This window comes from Paraburkholderia agricolaris (genome assembly GCF_009455635.1).
Taxonomy (GTDB): Bacteria; Pseudomonadota; Gammaproteobacteria; order Burkholderiales; family Burkholderiaceae; genus Paraburkholderia; species Paraburkholderia agricolaris.
Genome location: NZ_QPER01000002.1, coordinates 532,475 through 548,068, shown reverse-complemented (window position 1 = coordinate 548,068; position 15,594 = coordinate 532,475). Strand labels below are relative to the sequence as shown.

Below are 15,594 nucleotides of genomic sequence, written 5' to 3'. Positions count from 1 at the left end.
GATCCGTTCAGTTCGCGCGGGAGCGCTTACCGGCCGCTCGTCTGCAACATCGCGCGATACTGCTCACGCACGGGCCGGGCGTTTTCATAGTTGCGTTCCTTGATCACGCCAAAGCCGCGAATCGACGACGGCACCCGCAACAAGGCCAGCGCCGATTCGATCGTTTGCGGGGTGAGCCGTTGAAGCGCGAGTTCGACGTCTTCCTCGAACTCACCGATCAACGCACGTTCGATGACACGATCCTTCTGGCGGCCAAACGGATCGAAGGCGGTACCGCGCAAGACCTTGCCGTGCTTCATCACGCGCAACAGCGGATCGAGCCACGCCGCGCGAAGGGCAATCTTGGTTCTGCGGCCGGTACGAGGATCGCGACGCGTCAAAAGCGGCGGCGCCATGTAGAAGGTCTTCTTGCCGCCGCCATCGAAAGCGCTGGACAGGTACGAATGGAAGCTGCCGTCGGTATGCAGACGCGCGACTTCATACTCGTCCTTGTACGCGAGCACCTTGAAATAGTTGCGCGCCGCCACTTCGGTAAGTTCACCGGCGGCCCCGGCAATACGCTGCTCGGCCTGCTGCACCCGCTCGACAAGCGCCATATAGCGGCGGCCATAGGCAGCGTTCTGATAATGCTCCAGATCGCGCACGCGGTCGGCCACGAAACGCTCCAGTTCAAACTCGCCCGACGCTGCCGCAACCGTGCCGGAAACCCGCTCGATCACACTCGCGTCGTGAGCCAGCAAGCGGCCCCAGAAGAACGCGCGCCCGTTCATCTTCACGGCCGTGCCGTTCAGTTCGATAGCCCGCAAAATGGCCGTTTCCGAAAGCGGAATCAAGCCTCGTTGATACGCATACCCAACCATCATCATGTTCGACGCAATCGCGTCGCCGAACAGAATCTCGGCAGCGCCCGAACCATCCCAGAACGCGGATGAGCCCGACCCGAGCGCGCCTTCGATCGCACGCTGGTGAATGGCCTTGCTCACGGGCAGATCGCCATCGCGCACAAAGTCCGAGGTGGGCGTAATCCGTTCGTTCACAACGGCCCGCGTCACGCCCGAAGCGACCCGCGAGAGCGCACCCGCTGACGCCGCGACCACCGCGTCGCAGCCAAGCAGAACATTCGCGGCGTGCGCGCCGATGCGTGACGTCACGATTTGCGCGCGGCTGCTCGCAATCTGCACATGGCTGATCACGGCACCGTTCTTTTGCGCGAGACCCGTGAAATCCAGGGTCGAGGCGCCTTTACCTTCCAGATGCGCGGCCATCGCGAGAATCGCACCGATCGTGACCACGCCCGTGCCGCCGATACCGGTGACGACAATGCTGGCGTGCGCGTCCAGATCGGCCGGCACAGCCGCCGGCGCAGGCAGTTTCGCGCGCCATTCGGCCTCAATCGCGCCAATCCGCTTCTGATCCGGCTGTTTGGGTTGCAGCCCTTCAACCGTAACGAAGCTCGGGCAGAACCCTTTGAGGCACGACGTGTCCTTGTTGCAACTCGACTGATTGACGGCACGTTTGCGGCCGAGCTCCGTTTCGAGCGGTTCGATCGCAATGCAATTCGACTGCACCGAGCAATCGCCGCAGCCTTCGCAAACCGCCGGATTGATCACCACGCGCCGGGGCGGGTCGATCAGCTTGCCGCGTTTGCGGCGCCGGCGCTTCTCGGCCGCGCAGGTCTGGTCGTACACGATGACCGAGACGCCTTTGGCCGCACGCAGCGTACGCTGGAGTGCGTCGAGGTCGTCGCGATGCTGGATGTCGACGTTCGCGGGCAGACGCAGGGAACCGGCGTACTTTTCGGGCTCGTCGGAAACGACCACCACTTTGGCAACACCCTCGGCGACCACCTGGGCCACCACGCGCTGAACAGTCAGGCTGCCTTCGGCGGGCTGGCCTCCGGTCATCGCAACCGCGTCGTTAAAGAGAATCTTGTACGTGACGTTGGATTTCGCCGCGACCGACTGGCGAATCGCAAGACTTCCCGAGTGCTGATAGGTGCCGTCTCCCAGGTTGACGAACATGTGCGGGAGATCCATGAACGTCGACATGCCGATCCATTGCACGCCCTCGCCGCCCATCTGACAGAACGTCGCCGTGTCGCCCGCTTCGCCCAAGGCCATGATGTGGCAACCAATGCCGGCCGCAGCGTACGAACCATCCGGCAATCGAGTCGACGTATTGTGCGGACAGCCGGCGCAGAAAAACGGCTTACGGCTCAGCGGCTGCGCATCTTTGCCGGCCGCCGCGAGCGCAATCACGCGCGAGCCATTGCGTTGAACCGGCGCGACGAGCGGAGCAGGCGGCACGGATACCTTGAGTTCGACCTGGGTATGGGCAAAAAACCGTTTCAGCGCGGCCGCGATCTGGTCCGGTGCGAACTCCATCGCGGCGGGCAGCAGCGGCCCGGCTTCGCCCAGGTCCTTGCCGAACACAGCGGGACGTTCGTCCGGCCGCAGATTGAACAGCGCTTCCTTGATCTGACGCTCGACAAAGGAGCGCTTCTCTTCGACCACGACCAGCGCCTGCATGCCGCGCGCAAAGGCGCGGACGCCTTCGGTCTCCAGCGGCCAGATCATGCCGATCTTGTAGACGCCGATGCCGAGGCGCTCAAGCTCCTGCGCCGACAGCCCAAGGGCCGCGAATGCCGCCAGCACGTCACCGTGCGCCTTACCCACCGTGACGATACCGACCCGTGCGCCGCGCGGCCGTACGAGCGTGCGATCGAGCGGGTTGGCACGCATGAAAGCGAGGGCGGCGGGCAAACGCTCATCGAGTATGCGTCGTTCGAGTTCGCTGCGTTCGGCCGGCCAGCGAAGATTCGGGTCGTAGTTGAAGCCGCGCCCTTCCGGTACGTGGATGTCGGCCGGCAATCTGAAACGAGGCGCCGCGCCGGCGTCGTGCGCCTGCACGGTCATCGAACGGCCGCTTTCCACGGTTTCGGTGATGGCCTTGAAAGCGACCCACAGGCCGGAGAAACGCGACATCGCGTAACCCGCCAGACCAAACTCGATATATTCCTCAACCGACGCCGGAAACAGAATCGGCATCATCGCGCCTTCGAAGACATGGTCCGTCTGGTGCGGGAACATCGACGACTGTGCCGCGTGGTCGTCACCCGCAACGGCGAGCACGCCGCCTTGCCTCGACGTGCCCACAATGTTCGCGTTGCGGAACACATCTCCAGTTCGGTCGACGCCCGGGCCCTTCCCGTACCACATCGAGAAAACGCCTTCGACACGCTTGCCGGGAAAGGCGTCGACCTGTTGCGCGCCCCACAGCATGGTGGCGCCCAGGTCCTCATTCAAGCCGGGTTCAAAGCGGATCGCGTGGTCCGCGAGCAGTTTCTTCTGACGCCACAGTTCCTGGTCGAAGCCGCCGAGCGGCGAGCCGCGGTAGCCCGACACCAGACCGCCTGTCCGGATGCCCGCGGCGCGATCGCTGCGAGCCTGTTCAACCAGAATTCGCACCAACGCCTGGGTGCCCGTCAGGAAAACGGTTCCGTTCTCTCTGACGTAGCGGTCCTCAAGACCGTAGTCCATGTCGATCGGACGCCCCAGCTCCACTGCTCGCATATTCATTGTTTGTCTCCTCTGCCTGTAGGGGTGGCATGCGAGCCATTTTAGGTAGCCGATAGAGGCGATTCGTGCCAAACTGAGTCCCACAATCGCTTGAAATTGGCAAGTCGCGCCGATTTTCAGCCGTTTTAAGGGAAAATTAGCCAATGAAGTTTGACCGTACCGACGTGGCCATCCTGCGCGCATTGCAGCTCGACGCCCATACGAAAGCCGCCGACCTCGCGGAGTCGCTGGGTCTTTCGCTGTCGCCGTTTTACCGGCGTATCCGGATGCTTGAAGAGGCCGGCGTCATCAACCAGTACGTGACGCTGCTGGATCAGGAGAAGGCGGGGTTTCCCGTCAATGCGTACGTGTCCGTGGCAATCGAGAAGAAGAGCGAGGCGCGGCTCGCGGCGTTCGAGCGCGCGATTGCGAACCTGGATGAAGTGATGGAGTGCTACCTGATGACCGGTGCTTTCGACTACATGCTCCGGGTGGTCGCGGCCGACATTGCCGGCATCGAGCGCTTCGTCATGACCAGACTCACGAAGGTTGACGGCGTACGCGACATTCACACATCCGTCGCGCTTCGTCGCGTCGAATATAAAACTGCGCTGCCGCTACGGATTCGCGACGAATAATGCCTAGCTGAAGGGCGCTTTTTCCGGTTCAGCCGCATATTTGTCACGGAGCGCGTTCACGCAGCGGGTGAACCGCGTGCGGAAACCGACAGGATCGGTACTCGGCGGCGTGAGTCCATCCGAGGTCACGTTCCATCCGTCGGCGGTGCGGGTAGCGTCCAGATCGAAGTTCGCGCCCGGCTCGTCTTCGAGAATCACCGTTTCACGTATGTCGCGGCCCCCGGCGCTGATCACCGCCTGACACCCCTGGCGAAGCCCGCCCGCCGCATGAACGCCACTGCTGCCCAAGGGAGCGCTATTCGCGGCTGCGCCGTACATCCGTAGCGACTGGAATTGGGGCGGCGTCGCGGCGGTAACGAATGCGACGTCGCTGTCCGATATCCGGTCGCTACAACCGGTGATCAGGCTGAAAATCGCGGCCAGCATGAAGCCGGCGAAAGCGCGTCGAAAACTCGATGTCTCGTGGCGTAGCATGGTTGGCCCCGTAGTTCTTGATATGTGGTCGGGAGCCTCGTGTTCCGGCTCCGCACCATTCATTGCGGCAATAAGGATATCCGATACGCATGACAACGATCCAGCGTGCCGATATCAATTCGATGCACAATTTCAAGGAAGGCTACGCGGACCCGTTGCAGATCAACGCAAACGCTCACGCAGGTAAGCGCATACAAAACCATTGAGTTCGCGCCTCACCTCAGGCGTGCCGAGCTTGCCGCGCAACGCGGCCGTATGAACGACGCCTTCAACCGCCGAAGCGAGAACCTGCGCTGCGATTGCGTCGGCCGGCGTGGCGACGCGCTCCGTACCCGGCAGGATCAATGCCTGATAACGCAGCAGATATTCCACCTCGAACGTATCCAGGCTCGCCCGCTCCGCGAGCGGCACTTCGTCCAGCAGCACCCGATGCAGCCGCTCACTATCCAGATGGATCGCGATGATGCCGTCGATCGCCTGAGCGGCCCGCGTCTCGGGCCGGATTGCATCGTTGGGTTCACCGGGCTCGGGCAACACGGCGAGTACCGCGTCGAGATGGCGCGTGCGGATCGCTTCGGCCAGCGCCAGCTTGTCGGGAAAGTATTGATACAACGAGCCGATACTCGCACCGGCGACGCGAGCCACTTCATTGGTTGTGAATCGGGTCCAGCCGCGCGCGGCGAGAACGTGAGCGCCCGCTTCGACTAACGCATCCACAGTGGCTCGCGAACGCTGCTGCCGAGGCGCCCTGCGGGCCGGTCGAGGGGGGGCGGAAAAGCGAGTAGCCATGGCCGTGGATCCACGCAAAAATTCAAATATACCCGCGTCAGGAAAGCGTGGCGCACGGCGCCACCGTCATCCCCTAATAAAAGGAGTCCGACATGGAGCAGCCGCCCCGTGTTTCCCAAGAAGTCAAACTCGCTGCCCACCCGGAAGGCAAACTGCGATCAACGGATTTCGTCCTTGCCGAAACGCCATTGCCGTCATTGGCGCCCCACCAGGTACTGCTACGCAACCGATGGTTCCGTATCTCGGTGTCAACCCGCTTAATGGCCAGCCGCGATGCCAAAGAGATCAAAGGTATTCCATTTCCCGCACTCAGGCCGGGCGATGCTCTTGCCGACGGGGCAATTGGGGAGGTGATCGCCGCAACGCCCGAATCCGGGCTAAAGGTGGGCGACACGGTCTCGCATTCGCTGGGTTGGCGCGACTATGCGGTGGCCGACGCACGTCAATGCACGGTGTTGCCGCGCGAACGCCTCGACCCGGCCGCCTACCTCGGTCACGGCTGGACCGCGTATGCCGCATTGACCCGCGGCACGCACATCAATCGCGGCGATACCGTACTCGTTTCCAGCGGCGCCGGTGCGATCGGATCGATGACCGGGCAGATCGCGCGCAGGCTCGGCGCCGGGCGAGTCATCGGCAGCACAGGCAGCCCCGGCAAGGTTGAATGGATGAAGCATGAGCTCGGCTATGACGCGGTGATCGTTCGCGACGGCCGGCCCTTCGCTGCTCAACTGGCCGAAGCCGCGCCGCACGGTATCGACGTGTTCGTCGATATGGTCGGCGGCGAACAGTTGACAGCCGCGGTCTCGCAGGCACGAGAAGGTGCGCGCTTCGTGATCCTGGGCGCCCTCATTGCGGAGCTGAATGCGCAAGGCTCCAGCGCCATCGCACCGACTGAGATCGATTCGTTTCAGCTTCCGATCAAAGGCATCACACTGCGCGGCTATAGCGCATGCGAAGACGATCCTGGCGCGTTTGCCGAATGGATGCAGCGCCTCGACGCGTGGCGGCATGAAGGCACGGTCTGCCTCCCCGCGACGATCTTCAAGGGCCTCGACAACGCGCCAAAGGCATTGCAGGAGGCTTGTGAGGGAAAGCTCAAAGGCGTGGTGCTGGTCGAACTTTGACGGAACCGATCGAGCACCGCCCGAGCACCAGGCGGGCATCACGCACGGGATCAACTGAAACGAGAGAACGGAATCAATTTCCAGGAGAAATGCATGTCGAGTGCAAGCGTCGCGATTGTTTACCACAGCGGGTATGGACATACGGCACGGCAAGCCGCAGCCGTAAAAGAAGGTATCGACCGGACTGCCGGCGCGCGGGGCATCCTCGTTACCTGCGAAGACGCGCAGGCGCGCTGGGATGAACTAGCCGCAGCCGATGCGATCATTTTCGGCGCGCCGACTTATATGGCCGGGGTGTCAGCCGAATTCAAAATCTTCGAGGAAGCGACCTCGACTGCGGTGATGACCAAGGGGTTTCTATGGAAGGACAAGATCGCGGCCGGCTTTACCAACTCTGGCGCGCACGCCGGAGACAAGCTGGCCACCCTTGTCCAGATCGCCCTGTTTGCCGCCCAGCACGGTATGCACTGGGTCAATCTTGGCTTGCCTCCCGCGAATAACTCAACCACGGGTTCGCCAGACGATCTGAACCGGCTGGGTTTCTGGCTGGGGGCGGGCGCGCAATCGAATACCGACCAGGGCCCCGATGCCGCGCCGCCCGAAGCGGATCTTGCCACGGCGCGTTACCTCGGCGCACGTGTTGCCGAAGCGACGCTTCAGTTCGTTCGGGGCCGTGCGGCATGCGCCGGCCGAGTGGGCTTTGATCGTTCGGACAGCCGGGTCAGTGTGGAAACCTGAAGCTGACGCGCTTCATTTTCCTGCGACAAGGCTTTCGGCCTCTCGCCGAATCCTGGCGAGCGTACGCTGCCGGATAAGCCCACTGACAGGACGGATGACGAACCAGTAAGGCGCGAATCGGCGGCGAACTGCCGAGCTGGGACAAAACACGCGCGTCTCCGTACTCAGCATGGACGCGCCTGACGCGGTGGCATCGACATTGAAGTCCATGACAAGCTGGCAGACATCTGTTCTGACGGTTGCCTTGAACGCTTCGGGCGAGTCGATGTCGAGCAGGCCGTAGTCCGCCTGCCAGAAGGCGCCGATCAGCCCGAACGCCAGGCCACGGTCTCCATCGCGGCCCAGAAACGTGAAATCGTCGAGATCCAGTGGCGGTCTCTGCGAGCGTTGCATGAGTCGCGACGGCAGTTCGCGCAGGCGAATCGCCAGTCGTATCAGCGGGTCATCCTGCGCCCGTTGACGAGCGGCGCAATCCAGAATGATGTCCGCCGGTGCGCTGATGAGCGCGGTGTGCCGCTCGCGGAAATCGTAGCGAGGCAAAAACTCGTCGATTAGCGTCATTTTATTTTTCGCCTGCTGCATGCGGCATCCCGTTCACGTTATCAATCGACAGCTTACGAGAATTCGCGTTGTTTTGTTCCGCCGCTTTACGGCTGGATACCCTCCTCGTCCATTCGCAGCAGCCGGCCCGCATTCGCGATCACGATGAAGGTCCCCAGGTTATGCAAAAGCGCAACCCACACGGCGCTGAGCACGCCCGTCGCGGCCAGTGCGATCACGGCGACCGTCCACGCCAATCCGATCGCGGCATTGACCGCCGCGGTGTGCAGGCAGCGCCGCCCGAGGCGCACACAGGTCGGGATACGGCGCAAGTCGTCGCCAAGCAGCACGACGTCGGCCGAGGCTACCGCAATGTCGATGCCTCGCTCGCCCATCGCAATGCTGGTAGGGCCGGCCTTGATGGCGAGCACGTCGTTCAGGCCGTCGCCCACGACTAGCGGGTGATAGCCCGCCGCCATTTCCTGCACCACGTAGTCGAGTTTGTCGTGCGGCAGCGCCTGCGCGACCACAATGGCAATCCCGGTTTGCGCCGCCAGTTTGCGCGCCACCGGCTCGCGATCTCCGGTCAACAGCGTTTGTCGCGTCAAGCCGAGTTCCCGCAACTCGGCCAGCGCGTCCCCGGCTTCCGCACGCAGTGCGTCGGCAAAGCCGAACCACGCGAGCAATCGGCCGTTCAACGCAAGACCGACGCAAGGCCCTTCGATCTCGCGGCGCGGTTCCTGCAAAGCCTGCACGTACTGCGCGAGCAAGCCGAAGCGGCCCAGTACCGCGACGCCTTGCGGCGTCTCCGCGAGAACGCCCAAGCCGCGTAGTTCACGTGCGTGTTCGAACGGCTCCCGTTCGAATCCGGCGCCTCCGGTTTCTGTCGCGTAGTGCAGCAGCGCGCGGCTCACCGGATGCGCACTGCTGCCGCCAAGCCGCGCCGCGAGTTCGAGTACCTGCGCCGCGTCGGCACCAGGCGCCAGCAGCACGTCTTCGACCCGCAATTCGCCGTAGGTCAAGGTGCCGGTCTTGTCGATCACCAGCGAATCGATCTGTGCAAACTTGTCGAGAAACGCGGCGCTTCTGAACAGGATGCCATGACGCGCGCCGACTGCAATGCCGGCAATGGCCGTCGACGGCGCAGCGAGCACCAGCGCGCACGGACACGCCGCGACAATCACGGCCAGCATCGCCGATGCATTCGCCGAGACGAACCAGACGATCGCCGCGATCAACAGAACGAGGCACAAATAGCCGCCCATGTAGCGTTCGAGTATCTGCGTAATCGGCGGCTTGGCCTGTTCGGCGCGCTGCATCAACTCGATGATTCTGCCGAGCGTCGACTGCTTGCCCGCATGCGTGACTTCGATACGCAATGGGCCGTCGAGATTCATCGCGCCGCCGAATACGGTCGAGCCCGGCTCGACGTCGAGCGGCACCGACTCGCCGGTAATCGGCCCGTTGTCGACACTGGAATCGCCATGCTGAACCACACCGTCGGCAGGAATTCGCGCACCGGCGACGACTTCGATGTGGTCGCCCGCCCGCACCGCGTCGTACTGCACTTCTTCGATCGAGCCATCGGCTTTCACGCGCCGCACCTTGCCCGAGGTCAGCCTGCCGAGCGCCCGGATCGCCTCCTGCGAACCGAGCACGCTGCGCTCTTCGAGTGCATGTCCGAAGGTCATGACGATCGGCAACAACGCGGCCGTCGCCATGTCGCCCACCGCCCATGCCGCCAGCATGGCGAGCGCGATCAGGCGGTCCGTCACCCCGTGCAGACTCGGAGACTTCAGGCTGTGCCACGCGCCGGCGAACACCGGCCCGGCAACCACCAGCGAAGCGAGGCCCGCGAGGACCTGCGCAAGCGCTTCATCCGCCGGGTCGAAGTAGTGCCATGCCGTCGACAGAATCAGCAGTGCGCCGGCCAGCAATGCAAGCGCGACTTGCCGCGTCACGCCGCGTTGCTCGGCTGCCGATAAAACAATCGCGCGCCCCTGGGCGATGCCGTTCGCTTCGTCGGCGTGCGAGCCGTGCGAGTGAGCGTGGGCGTGCTCGCCTGTGTGCGTGGTGTGCTCGACTCCGGTGCTCATCGCGCATTTCCAGGCAGGATCAGATTCGATGTGTCGTGCGGTCCGACGGTCGTCACGCTGCCCGCTTTCGAGAGCACCGACTGAACGCGGTCCCGATACACGCGTGCGAGAAGCCCGGGATCGCTGTTGGTGCGAAGCGGTACTTCCAGTTGCTGAATGGTCATGGTTTTAGCCTGCGCGGTAGCGACACGTTCAACGGCGCTCGCCTCAGCATTCTGCACGATCCGGTCGGCATCCTGTTGCGCATCCTGGCGGGTCTTTTCAGCGGACGTGCGGGCCTCGGCCATGCTGCGCTCGGCCACCTGCAATGAGGTCAGCACCGAATTGAACGCGCCGACGGCGGCAGCCGGAAACGCCACTTCGACATCGACACGCGCGACTTCCACGCCGAGTCCCGCATGCTGCGCTTCGAGCTGGCGCAAGTGGCGTTCGATTTCCTGCGCGAGATCGCCGCGCAAACGCTCGCGCTTTATCGCGACCTGCTGATCCGCCGACAGCAACTCGGGACGCGCGACAAGAATCGCATCCAGATCGCGCTGCGCCACGACATCGACCGCCGAGGCGGACACGATCCGCTCGAGCGCCGCGGCGAGCCGGTCTTGTTGCAGGACATAGGCATAGGGATCGACAACCCGGTAGTACAACGTGGCGCGCAACTGCAACACGCCGTTGTCGCCGGTGAGCACGTAACCGGAGCCGGCTAACGCATCGGGCAATTGCGCAACGGGCGGCGTTGCGTCGGGGCCTCCTGCGTTGTCCGGCGTGACCGGTGGGTTGGGCGGGCCATCGTCCGGCCCGATCACGGCCCCGGTTCCGGCGGGTGCTTGCGCCGATGGCGCAGCTTCCCGCACCGCCATATCCGCAGCACGCGCACGCGGATCACGTTCGAGCGACTGGATGCGTTGCTCCAGAACCCGCGCGCTGCCGGGCACCAGCAAGGTCAACTCGAACGGGCGTGGCCAGGCAATCAACAATCCCGCGTCCTGGGTGCGCACGAACGAGCCGAACCGCAACACGACGGCGCGGCTATCCGGCGGAATCCGCCGGATGTTCGAGCCGGCCCATGCGCAGGCGGCGAGCACGACCAGCGCGGCGACAAACCAGAACGAGAGCCGTACCGCCTGGGCGCCCGGGCCGAGCGGCGGCAAGTCGGCGTCCGTGCTCATCGCGCAGGCCTGATTTTTTTCGACGTGGACGCTGCGCCGGCACCGGCCTGCGGCAACGACTCGGGGCCGAGTGCGGTGGGACCCTGCACCAAAGCCTGGAACGGCGCGGCATCGGTGCGCAGAATCAGATTCGTATTGCTGCCGACCACCGCGTCGAGGGTATCGAGCGAGCGCAGCATCGTGTAGAGCCGCGGATTGCCGGCATAGGTGGCGCCATAGATCCCGGCAGCGTCCTTGCGGGACTGCGCCTCGATCTGCGCCGCTTTCACATTCGCATCGGCAACGGCAAGCCGGGCATCGCGATCCGCATCCGAGCGGATCTGCGCGGCCTCGCGGTTGCCATCGGCCGTGCGCTGAGCGGCGACCGTCTCGCGCTCGGCGCTCATCCGGCTGACCGTGGCCGCGAGCGTCACGGCCGGCAGCGTCAGGCGCTCCAGTCCCACCTGCACGACATGCACGCCATAAGCCGAGTACAGCTGCGCGTCGATCTGGGCGCGCAATGCGTCTTCAAACGCTGAGATGCGGACCTTGGACGGGTCCGTGTTGACCAGCGACGCAAGGTCGAATCCCGCCGACGTGGTTTGCAACGACGAGCCCAGCAACGAGCGGATTTGCTGCGCGGCTTCGTCGGGCTGGTTGCCCACGGCCCGGACGAAACGGCGCACGTCGTTCGGGTCCGCCGCGACGCGCCACGCCACATACGCCTGCACGATGATCCGCAAGCCGTCTCGCGTACCGACGTCCTGCAAGCCGCTCGAGGTCGTATGCAGACGCAGGTCGACCGGCACCACCGCTTCGATCGGCGCAGGCAGACGCCACGCAAGGCCCGGTTCGAGCAGGACGCGCACGGGTTGGCCAAACCGCGTGATCACCGAGGCTTCGCCCGCGCGCACGGAGATGAAACTCGCCACCGCGAACGCCACGGCCACGCAGAGCAACGCAAGCAGCACCCGGCCATAGAACGGGCCGCCACGCGCGGCCTGCGCATCGCCGCCATCGTGATGATGATGGTGATGTCCATGACCGTGCCCGTGATCGTGGCCTTCCGCATGCGAATGGAACAAACTCATATCGTCACCTTAAAAACAGCTTCGCCGACATTGGGCGTGCTTCTCTGCGGAATGCCTGTACAGCGCTCGTACGACTCATGTGCCACACGTGTACGACGGGCCCGGACGTCAATTGCCATGAGCAATGCCGGTGAGATCGGCCGCGCTGAACGAGCGCAGGTCGATGGTTGCCCGGCCGTCGGCGCTCAGCCGGTCGTCGATCACCGTGATGCGCGCGTTCTGCAAGCCTTTCTGCAACTTGCTCAGGTAGTACTCGAAGGGGAAAGCCGGGCCGCCGAGCCGGTAGGCCACCGTGTCGGCTTCGAAGTCGATCTGCTGCACGCGCGCCGCCGCCATCGTGTCGGCTGCCCGCGCGCTCGCCTGGGTGACGCTTGCCTGGGCCTGTTGCTGCGCATTGCCAAGCAATCCCGCCGCAAAACCGTGCGCTTCGGCAACGCTCGCCTGCGCGCGAATCTGCGCGGCCTGCACGTCGTGGTAAGCCGCGGCCGCCCCCGTGGGAGGATGCACGCTTTCGATCACCACGGCCACCACTTCGATGCCGCTCGATAGCTGGTCGAGTTGCCGCTGAACCGCGCGGCGCACGCTCTCGGCCATGGCGGTCTGGCTCGTCTCGAGCAACGCCTGCAGCGTATGCGACGCGAGGTAATGCACCGCCTCGCGATTGGCGATCGAGCGCACCGTGCTCTCCGGATCGACCGACCGATAGAGTGCCGCGCGCGCCGCCGCGTCGCTCAAACCCTCGCGGTAGTCGAGCCGCACGTCGGCGTTGACGATCTGGAAGCTCTGCTGCTCGCCGGTGGCGCCCGCGATCACCTGGCTCGTGTCCCAGGGATGCGGGACGTCCCAGAGACGATTCATCTGCTCGGACGTCGGGCCGTCGGCGGGCGTGGATGGCGCCGCGACGCTGCTGTCGTCGGCGCCGCCCGACACGATGATCTGATGCACCGCGCCGTTGTCGACGAGGCGAGCCTTGCCGAACGGCCAGGGCATACCGAAGTGAAGGCCCGGCGGCCAAACCGCTACCGGCGCACCGAACCGTTCGTAGACCGCGCGCTGGGACGGGCCTAGCACGACGACGGAGGTCAATAGCCACGCACAGGCCACCATCGCCACGACGGTGACCGGCAACAGCCGTACAAAACTGCGCAGCACCCAGTTCTGACGCAGATCGATACCGTAGCGGTCGTGCAACTCGGCGCCGATCGACGAGAGCGATGAGCGGCGATAGCGCAACATTCCCGCGATGAGGCTCGACGGGATTCGCGCCGCGTTTCTGCCGGGGCGCGGTGCGAAGAACCACAGAAGCGTGGCGCGGATCATCATTTCGACGGCAATCGCAGCCGTGAACACCGCCGCGACATGCACCAGCCAATCGAGCGCCGTGTGCAGGTAGACAAGCCACGCCGCCGACAGCGCCGCAGCGAGCGCGCACACCACCAGGACGCGCAGCATGCCGGCGAGCGACGCCGACAGCGCAGCATGGGATTGCTCCGCATCCTGTGCGTAGAACCGTTCGGCGACGAGTGTGAGAAAGGCCAGCGTCAGCGCAGCGGCGCCGCTAACGATCACGAAGGACGACGACACCATCGCGTGAATGAGCGCGGCGGGCGGCAGGGGTTGCAAGGCAATCGCGGCGAGCGCCACGGACAGACAGTTGCCAATGACCACGCCCCACCGCTGCCAGTGGAAAGCGCTGATGGCGAGACGCAAGGGCGGCGCCTCGGCGTCTTGCCAAAGCAGTCGCCGGATGAAACTTACGCCCTGCTTCCAGCCCGATTCCTGTGCCGGATCACGCGGCGTGCGTGCCCACGACGACGGCCATATCGTGACAACGAACACGTTCAGGCACGCGCTCGCCAGAACCGCGCTCCAGCGCAGATCGACGGGTAGGGTTTTCAAAAGGCTCAGGATGCCGAGCAGGCCCGCAAGTCCCAGGGCCACCCATCCCGTCAACGAAGCTTCGCCACGTCCGGACGATAGCTCGCCCAGATCGCTTTCTTCGTCGGCATGCCGATCCGACATCAGTATTCCTTACGAACACGTTACAAACCGGGTGATGCACCACGTCCCCGACGGGTTATCGCGATACTCCGCGAGCCGCAATTTAGCGTGCCAGTATAGGAAACTCAAGGTTAGTCTGCGAATGACTCACCAGGCATAAACAACGGAAAGCGCCGATCGTCACGCGCCTCTGAGCGCGCGTATTGCATTCAGCAATCTGTCGATCTCAGGCTCAGTGGTCAGATAGCTGACCGACGCACGCGCAATCTGTTTAAGTCCTCTGGGCTCCATATCCAGCGGCGTGTAGCCCACACCGTTACTGCCGATCGTGATGCCCTGCGCCGCCAGTTTGCTCTGCACCGAGAGCGGCTCCAGACCCGCTACGTTGAATGCCACCAGCCCGGACTGTTCGCGACCCTGATCCAGCACCGTCACGCCGGGGATCTCCGCGAGTTGCACGCGCAAAGCCTGAGCAATGCTGTCGATGCGCGCGCGAATATTTTCAATGCCGATCTCCAACGCCTCTTCCAACGCATTGGCCACGCCGCAATGCAGGGCCAGCGACGATTCCGACAACTCCAGGCGCGCCGCGTCGTTGCGCAAGACGGGTTCGCCGTCGGTGCCAAGCGGCGCGGATCGCGTATCGACGAAGGCCGGCGTCAGGCGCGGCAGAAAATCCTCGCGCACGTACAGCAGACCAGTGCCTCTCGGGCCTCGCAACGCCTTGCGGCACACGCCGCTCAGAACGTCGCAACCCACCGCGGCGACGTCGATGGGAAGTTGCCCAAGCGCCTGCGCGGCATCGATGAAGTACGGGATGCGATGGCGGCGTGCGACCTGCCCGATCGCCGCGGCCGGATTGATCAGTCCGCCGTTCGCCGGCATCCAGGTCAGCGCGATCAGGCGCACACGATCATCGAGCATGGCCTCCAGCGCCTGCGGATCCACGGCGCCGCTGGAGTCGGACGGAATGACGTCGATCGTCGCCCCTGTGCGCTGTGCCGCAAGACGCATGGCGGCCAGATTGCCACCCCACTCATGACGCCCGACCAGAATCCGCTCGCCGGATCGCAAGGGCGCGAGTGCCGCGAATGCGGCACCCCAGCCGGCCGAGTTGCCTGTCGTCAGCGCAATCTCCGCGGGCCGGGCGTTCAGCAGGCGCGCAGCCAGCAGGCGCGCGCGCTCGCTTTGCTCACGTCCCGTTACCCCGGCTTCCATCGGCCCCGTCGTGGCTTCGAGCCACAGCTGGGCGCGTATCGCTTCCAGCGTGGCGGACGACGGCAGCGAGGCCCCCGCGTGATTGAAATGCGTGACGGTGTGAGCGCCGGGCGTGCGGGCGCGCAGCGCCTCCACGTCGGCAAGCGAGAGAGGAGATGGCATAGTTATTCCAATGACGGA

At 64.4% G+C, this 15,594-nt stretch carries 12 protein-coding genes; 3 read left to right on the top strand and 9 right to left on the bottom strand.

Features of this window, described 5'->3' with window-relative positions:
* Positions 1-26 precede the first annotated feature (26 nt).
* Entirely contained in the window at positions 27-3,578 is a 3,552-nt protein-coding gene (locus tag GH665_RS23955) for an indolepyruvate ferredoxin oxidoreductase family protein (RefSeq protein WP_246216346.1), read from the bottom strand.
* A gap of 143 nt (positions 3,579-3,721) precedes the next feature.
* Here GH665_RS23955 and GH665_RS23950 point away from each other — a divergent pair, with 143 nt between their 5' ends.
* Positions 3,722-4,195 carry an Lrp/AsnC family transcriptional regulator gene (locus GH665_RS23950; protein ID WP_028195311.1) on the top strand — a complete coding sequence of 158 codons (474 nt, stop codon included), beginning with the start codon at positions 3,722-3,724 and terminating at the stop codon, positions 4,193-4,195.
* A 3-nt stretch (positions 4,196-4,198) separates the two neighbouring features.
* Here GH665_RS23950 and GH665_RS23945 read toward each other — a convergent pair whose 3' ends face one another.
* Together GH665_RS23945 and GH665_RS23940 are read right to left on the bottom strand one after the other, a co-directional pair.
* Entirely contained in the window at positions 4,199-4,669 is a 471-nt protein-coding gene (locus GH665_RS23945) for a hypothetical protein (RefSeq protein ID WP_153139530.1), read from the bottom strand.
* Between the two features lie 162 nt (positions 4,670-4,831).
* Positions 4,832-5,386, bottom strand: a complete 555-nt coding sequence (locus tag GH665_RS23940; RefSeq protein WP_246216345.1) for a TetR/AcrR family transcriptional regulator — start codon at positions 5,384-5,386, stop codon at positions 4,832-4,834.
* Positions 5,387-5,550: 164 nt separating this feature from the next.
* Between GH665_RS23940 and GH665_RS23935 the strand changes: the two genes are divergently transcribed.
* Positions 5,551-6,585: an MDR family NADP-dependent oxidoreductase gene (locus GH665_RS23935; protein ID WP_153139527.1), complete on the top strand. Its 1,035-nt coding sequence runs from the start codon at positions 5,551-5,553 to the stop codon at positions 6,583-6,585.
* 93 nt (positions 6,586-6,678) lie between these two features.
* Positions 6,679-7,323, top strand: a complete 645-nt coding sequence (locus GH665_RS23930; protein ID WP_153139524.1) for a flavodoxin family protein — start codon at positions 6,679-6,681, stop codon at positions 7,321-7,323.
* 12 nt (positions 7,324-7,335) lie between these two features.
* Here the strand turns inward: GH665_RS23930 and GH665_RS23925 are convergent, their stop codons facing one another.
* The 6 genes from GH665_RS23925 to GH665_RS23900 all read right to left on the bottom strand — a co-directional run bounded on the left by GH665_RS23925 (position 7,336) and on the right by GH665_RS23900 (position 15,576).
* Positions 7,336-7,905 (bottom strand): hypothetical protein, encoded by a 570-nt coding sequence (locus GH665_RS23925; protein ID WP_217361904.1) that lies wholly within the window; start codon positions 7,903-7,905, stop codon positions 7,336-7,338.
* 65 nt (positions 7,906-7,970) lie between these two features.
* Positions 7,971-9,959: a heavy metal translocating P-type ATPase gene (locus GH665_RS23920; RefSeq protein ID WP_153139523.1), complete on the bottom strand. Its 1,989-nt coding sequence runs from the start codon at positions 9,957-9,959 to the stop codon at positions 7,971-7,973.
* On the bottom strand, positions 9,956-11,125 hold the full coding sequence (locus GH665_RS23915) for an SPFH domain-containing protein (RefSeq protein ID WP_153139521.1): 1,170 nt from the start codon (positions 11,123-11,125) through the stop codon (positions 9,956-9,958). Before GH665_RS23915 ends, GH665_RS23920 begins: the two co-directional genes overlap by 4 nt.
* On the bottom strand, positions 11,122-12,195 hold the full coding sequence (gene hflC, locus GH665_RS23910; RefSeq protein WP_153139519.1) for a protease modulator HflC: 1,074 nt from the start codon (positions 12,193-12,195) through the stop codon (positions 11,122-11,124). Before hflC ends, GH665_RS23915 begins: the two co-directional genes overlap by 4 nt.
* 108 nt (positions 12,196-12,303) lie before the next feature.
* Complete coding sequence (gene hflK / locus GH665_RS23905) at positions 12,304-14,217, bottom strand: protease modulator HflK (RefSeq protein ID WP_153139517.1); 1,914 nt, start codon at positions 14,215-14,217, stop codon at positions 12,304-12,306.
* 159 nt (positions 14,218-14,376) lie between these two features.
* Positions 14,377-15,576 carry an aminotransferase class V-fold PLP-dependent enzyme gene (locus GH665_RS23900; protein WP_153139515.1) on the bottom strand — a complete coding sequence of 400 codons (1,200 nt, stop codon included), beginning with the start codon at positions 15,574-15,576 and terminating at the stop codon, positions 14,377-14,379.
* Positions 15,577-15,594 lie beyond the last annotated feature (18 nt).

Coding starts and splice junctions, on each gene's coding strand:
- GH665_RS23955 (WP_246216346.1), bottom strand. CDS start 3,578: ATGAATATGCGAGCAGTGGAGCTGGGGCGTCCGATCGACATGGACTAC.
- GH665_RS23950 (WP_028195311.1), top strand. CDS start 3,722: ATGAAGTTTGACCGTACCGACGTGGCCATCCTGCGCGCATTGCAGCTC.
- GH665_RS23945 (WP_153139530.1), bottom strand. CDS start 4,669: ATGCTACGCCACGAGACATCGAGTTTTCGACGCGCTTTCGCCGGCTTC.
- GH665_RS23935 (WP_153139527.1), top strand. CDS start 5,551: ATGGAGCAGCCGCCCCGTGTTTCCCAAGAAGTCAAACTCGCTGCCCAC.
- GH665_RS23930 (WP_153139524.1), top strand. CDS start 6,679: ATGTCGAGTGCAAGCGTCGCGATTGTTTACCACAGCGGGTATGGACAT.
- GH665_RS23925 (WP_217361904.1), bottom strand. CDS start 7,905: ATGCAGCAGGCGAAAAATAAAATGACGCTAATCGACGAGTTTTTGCCT.
- GH665_RS23920 (WP_153139523.1), bottom strand. CDS start 9,959: ATGAGCACCGGAGTCGAGCACACCACGCACACAGGCGAGCACGCCCAC.
- GH665_RS23915 (WP_153139521.1), bottom strand. CDS start 11,125: ATGAGCACGGACGCCGACTTGCCGCCGCTCGGCCCGGGCGCCCAGGCG.
- hflC (WP_153139519.1), bottom strand. CDS start 12,195: ATGAGTTTGTTCCATTCGCATGCGGAAGGCCACGATCACGGGCACGGT.
- hflK (WP_153139517.1), bottom strand. CDS start 14,217: ATGTCGGATCGGCATGCCGACGAAGAAAGCGATCTGGGCGAGCTATCG.
- GH665_RS23900 (WP_153139515.1), bottom strand. CDS start 15,576: ATGCCATCTCCTCTCTCGCTTGCCGACGTGGAGGCGCTGCGCGCCCGC.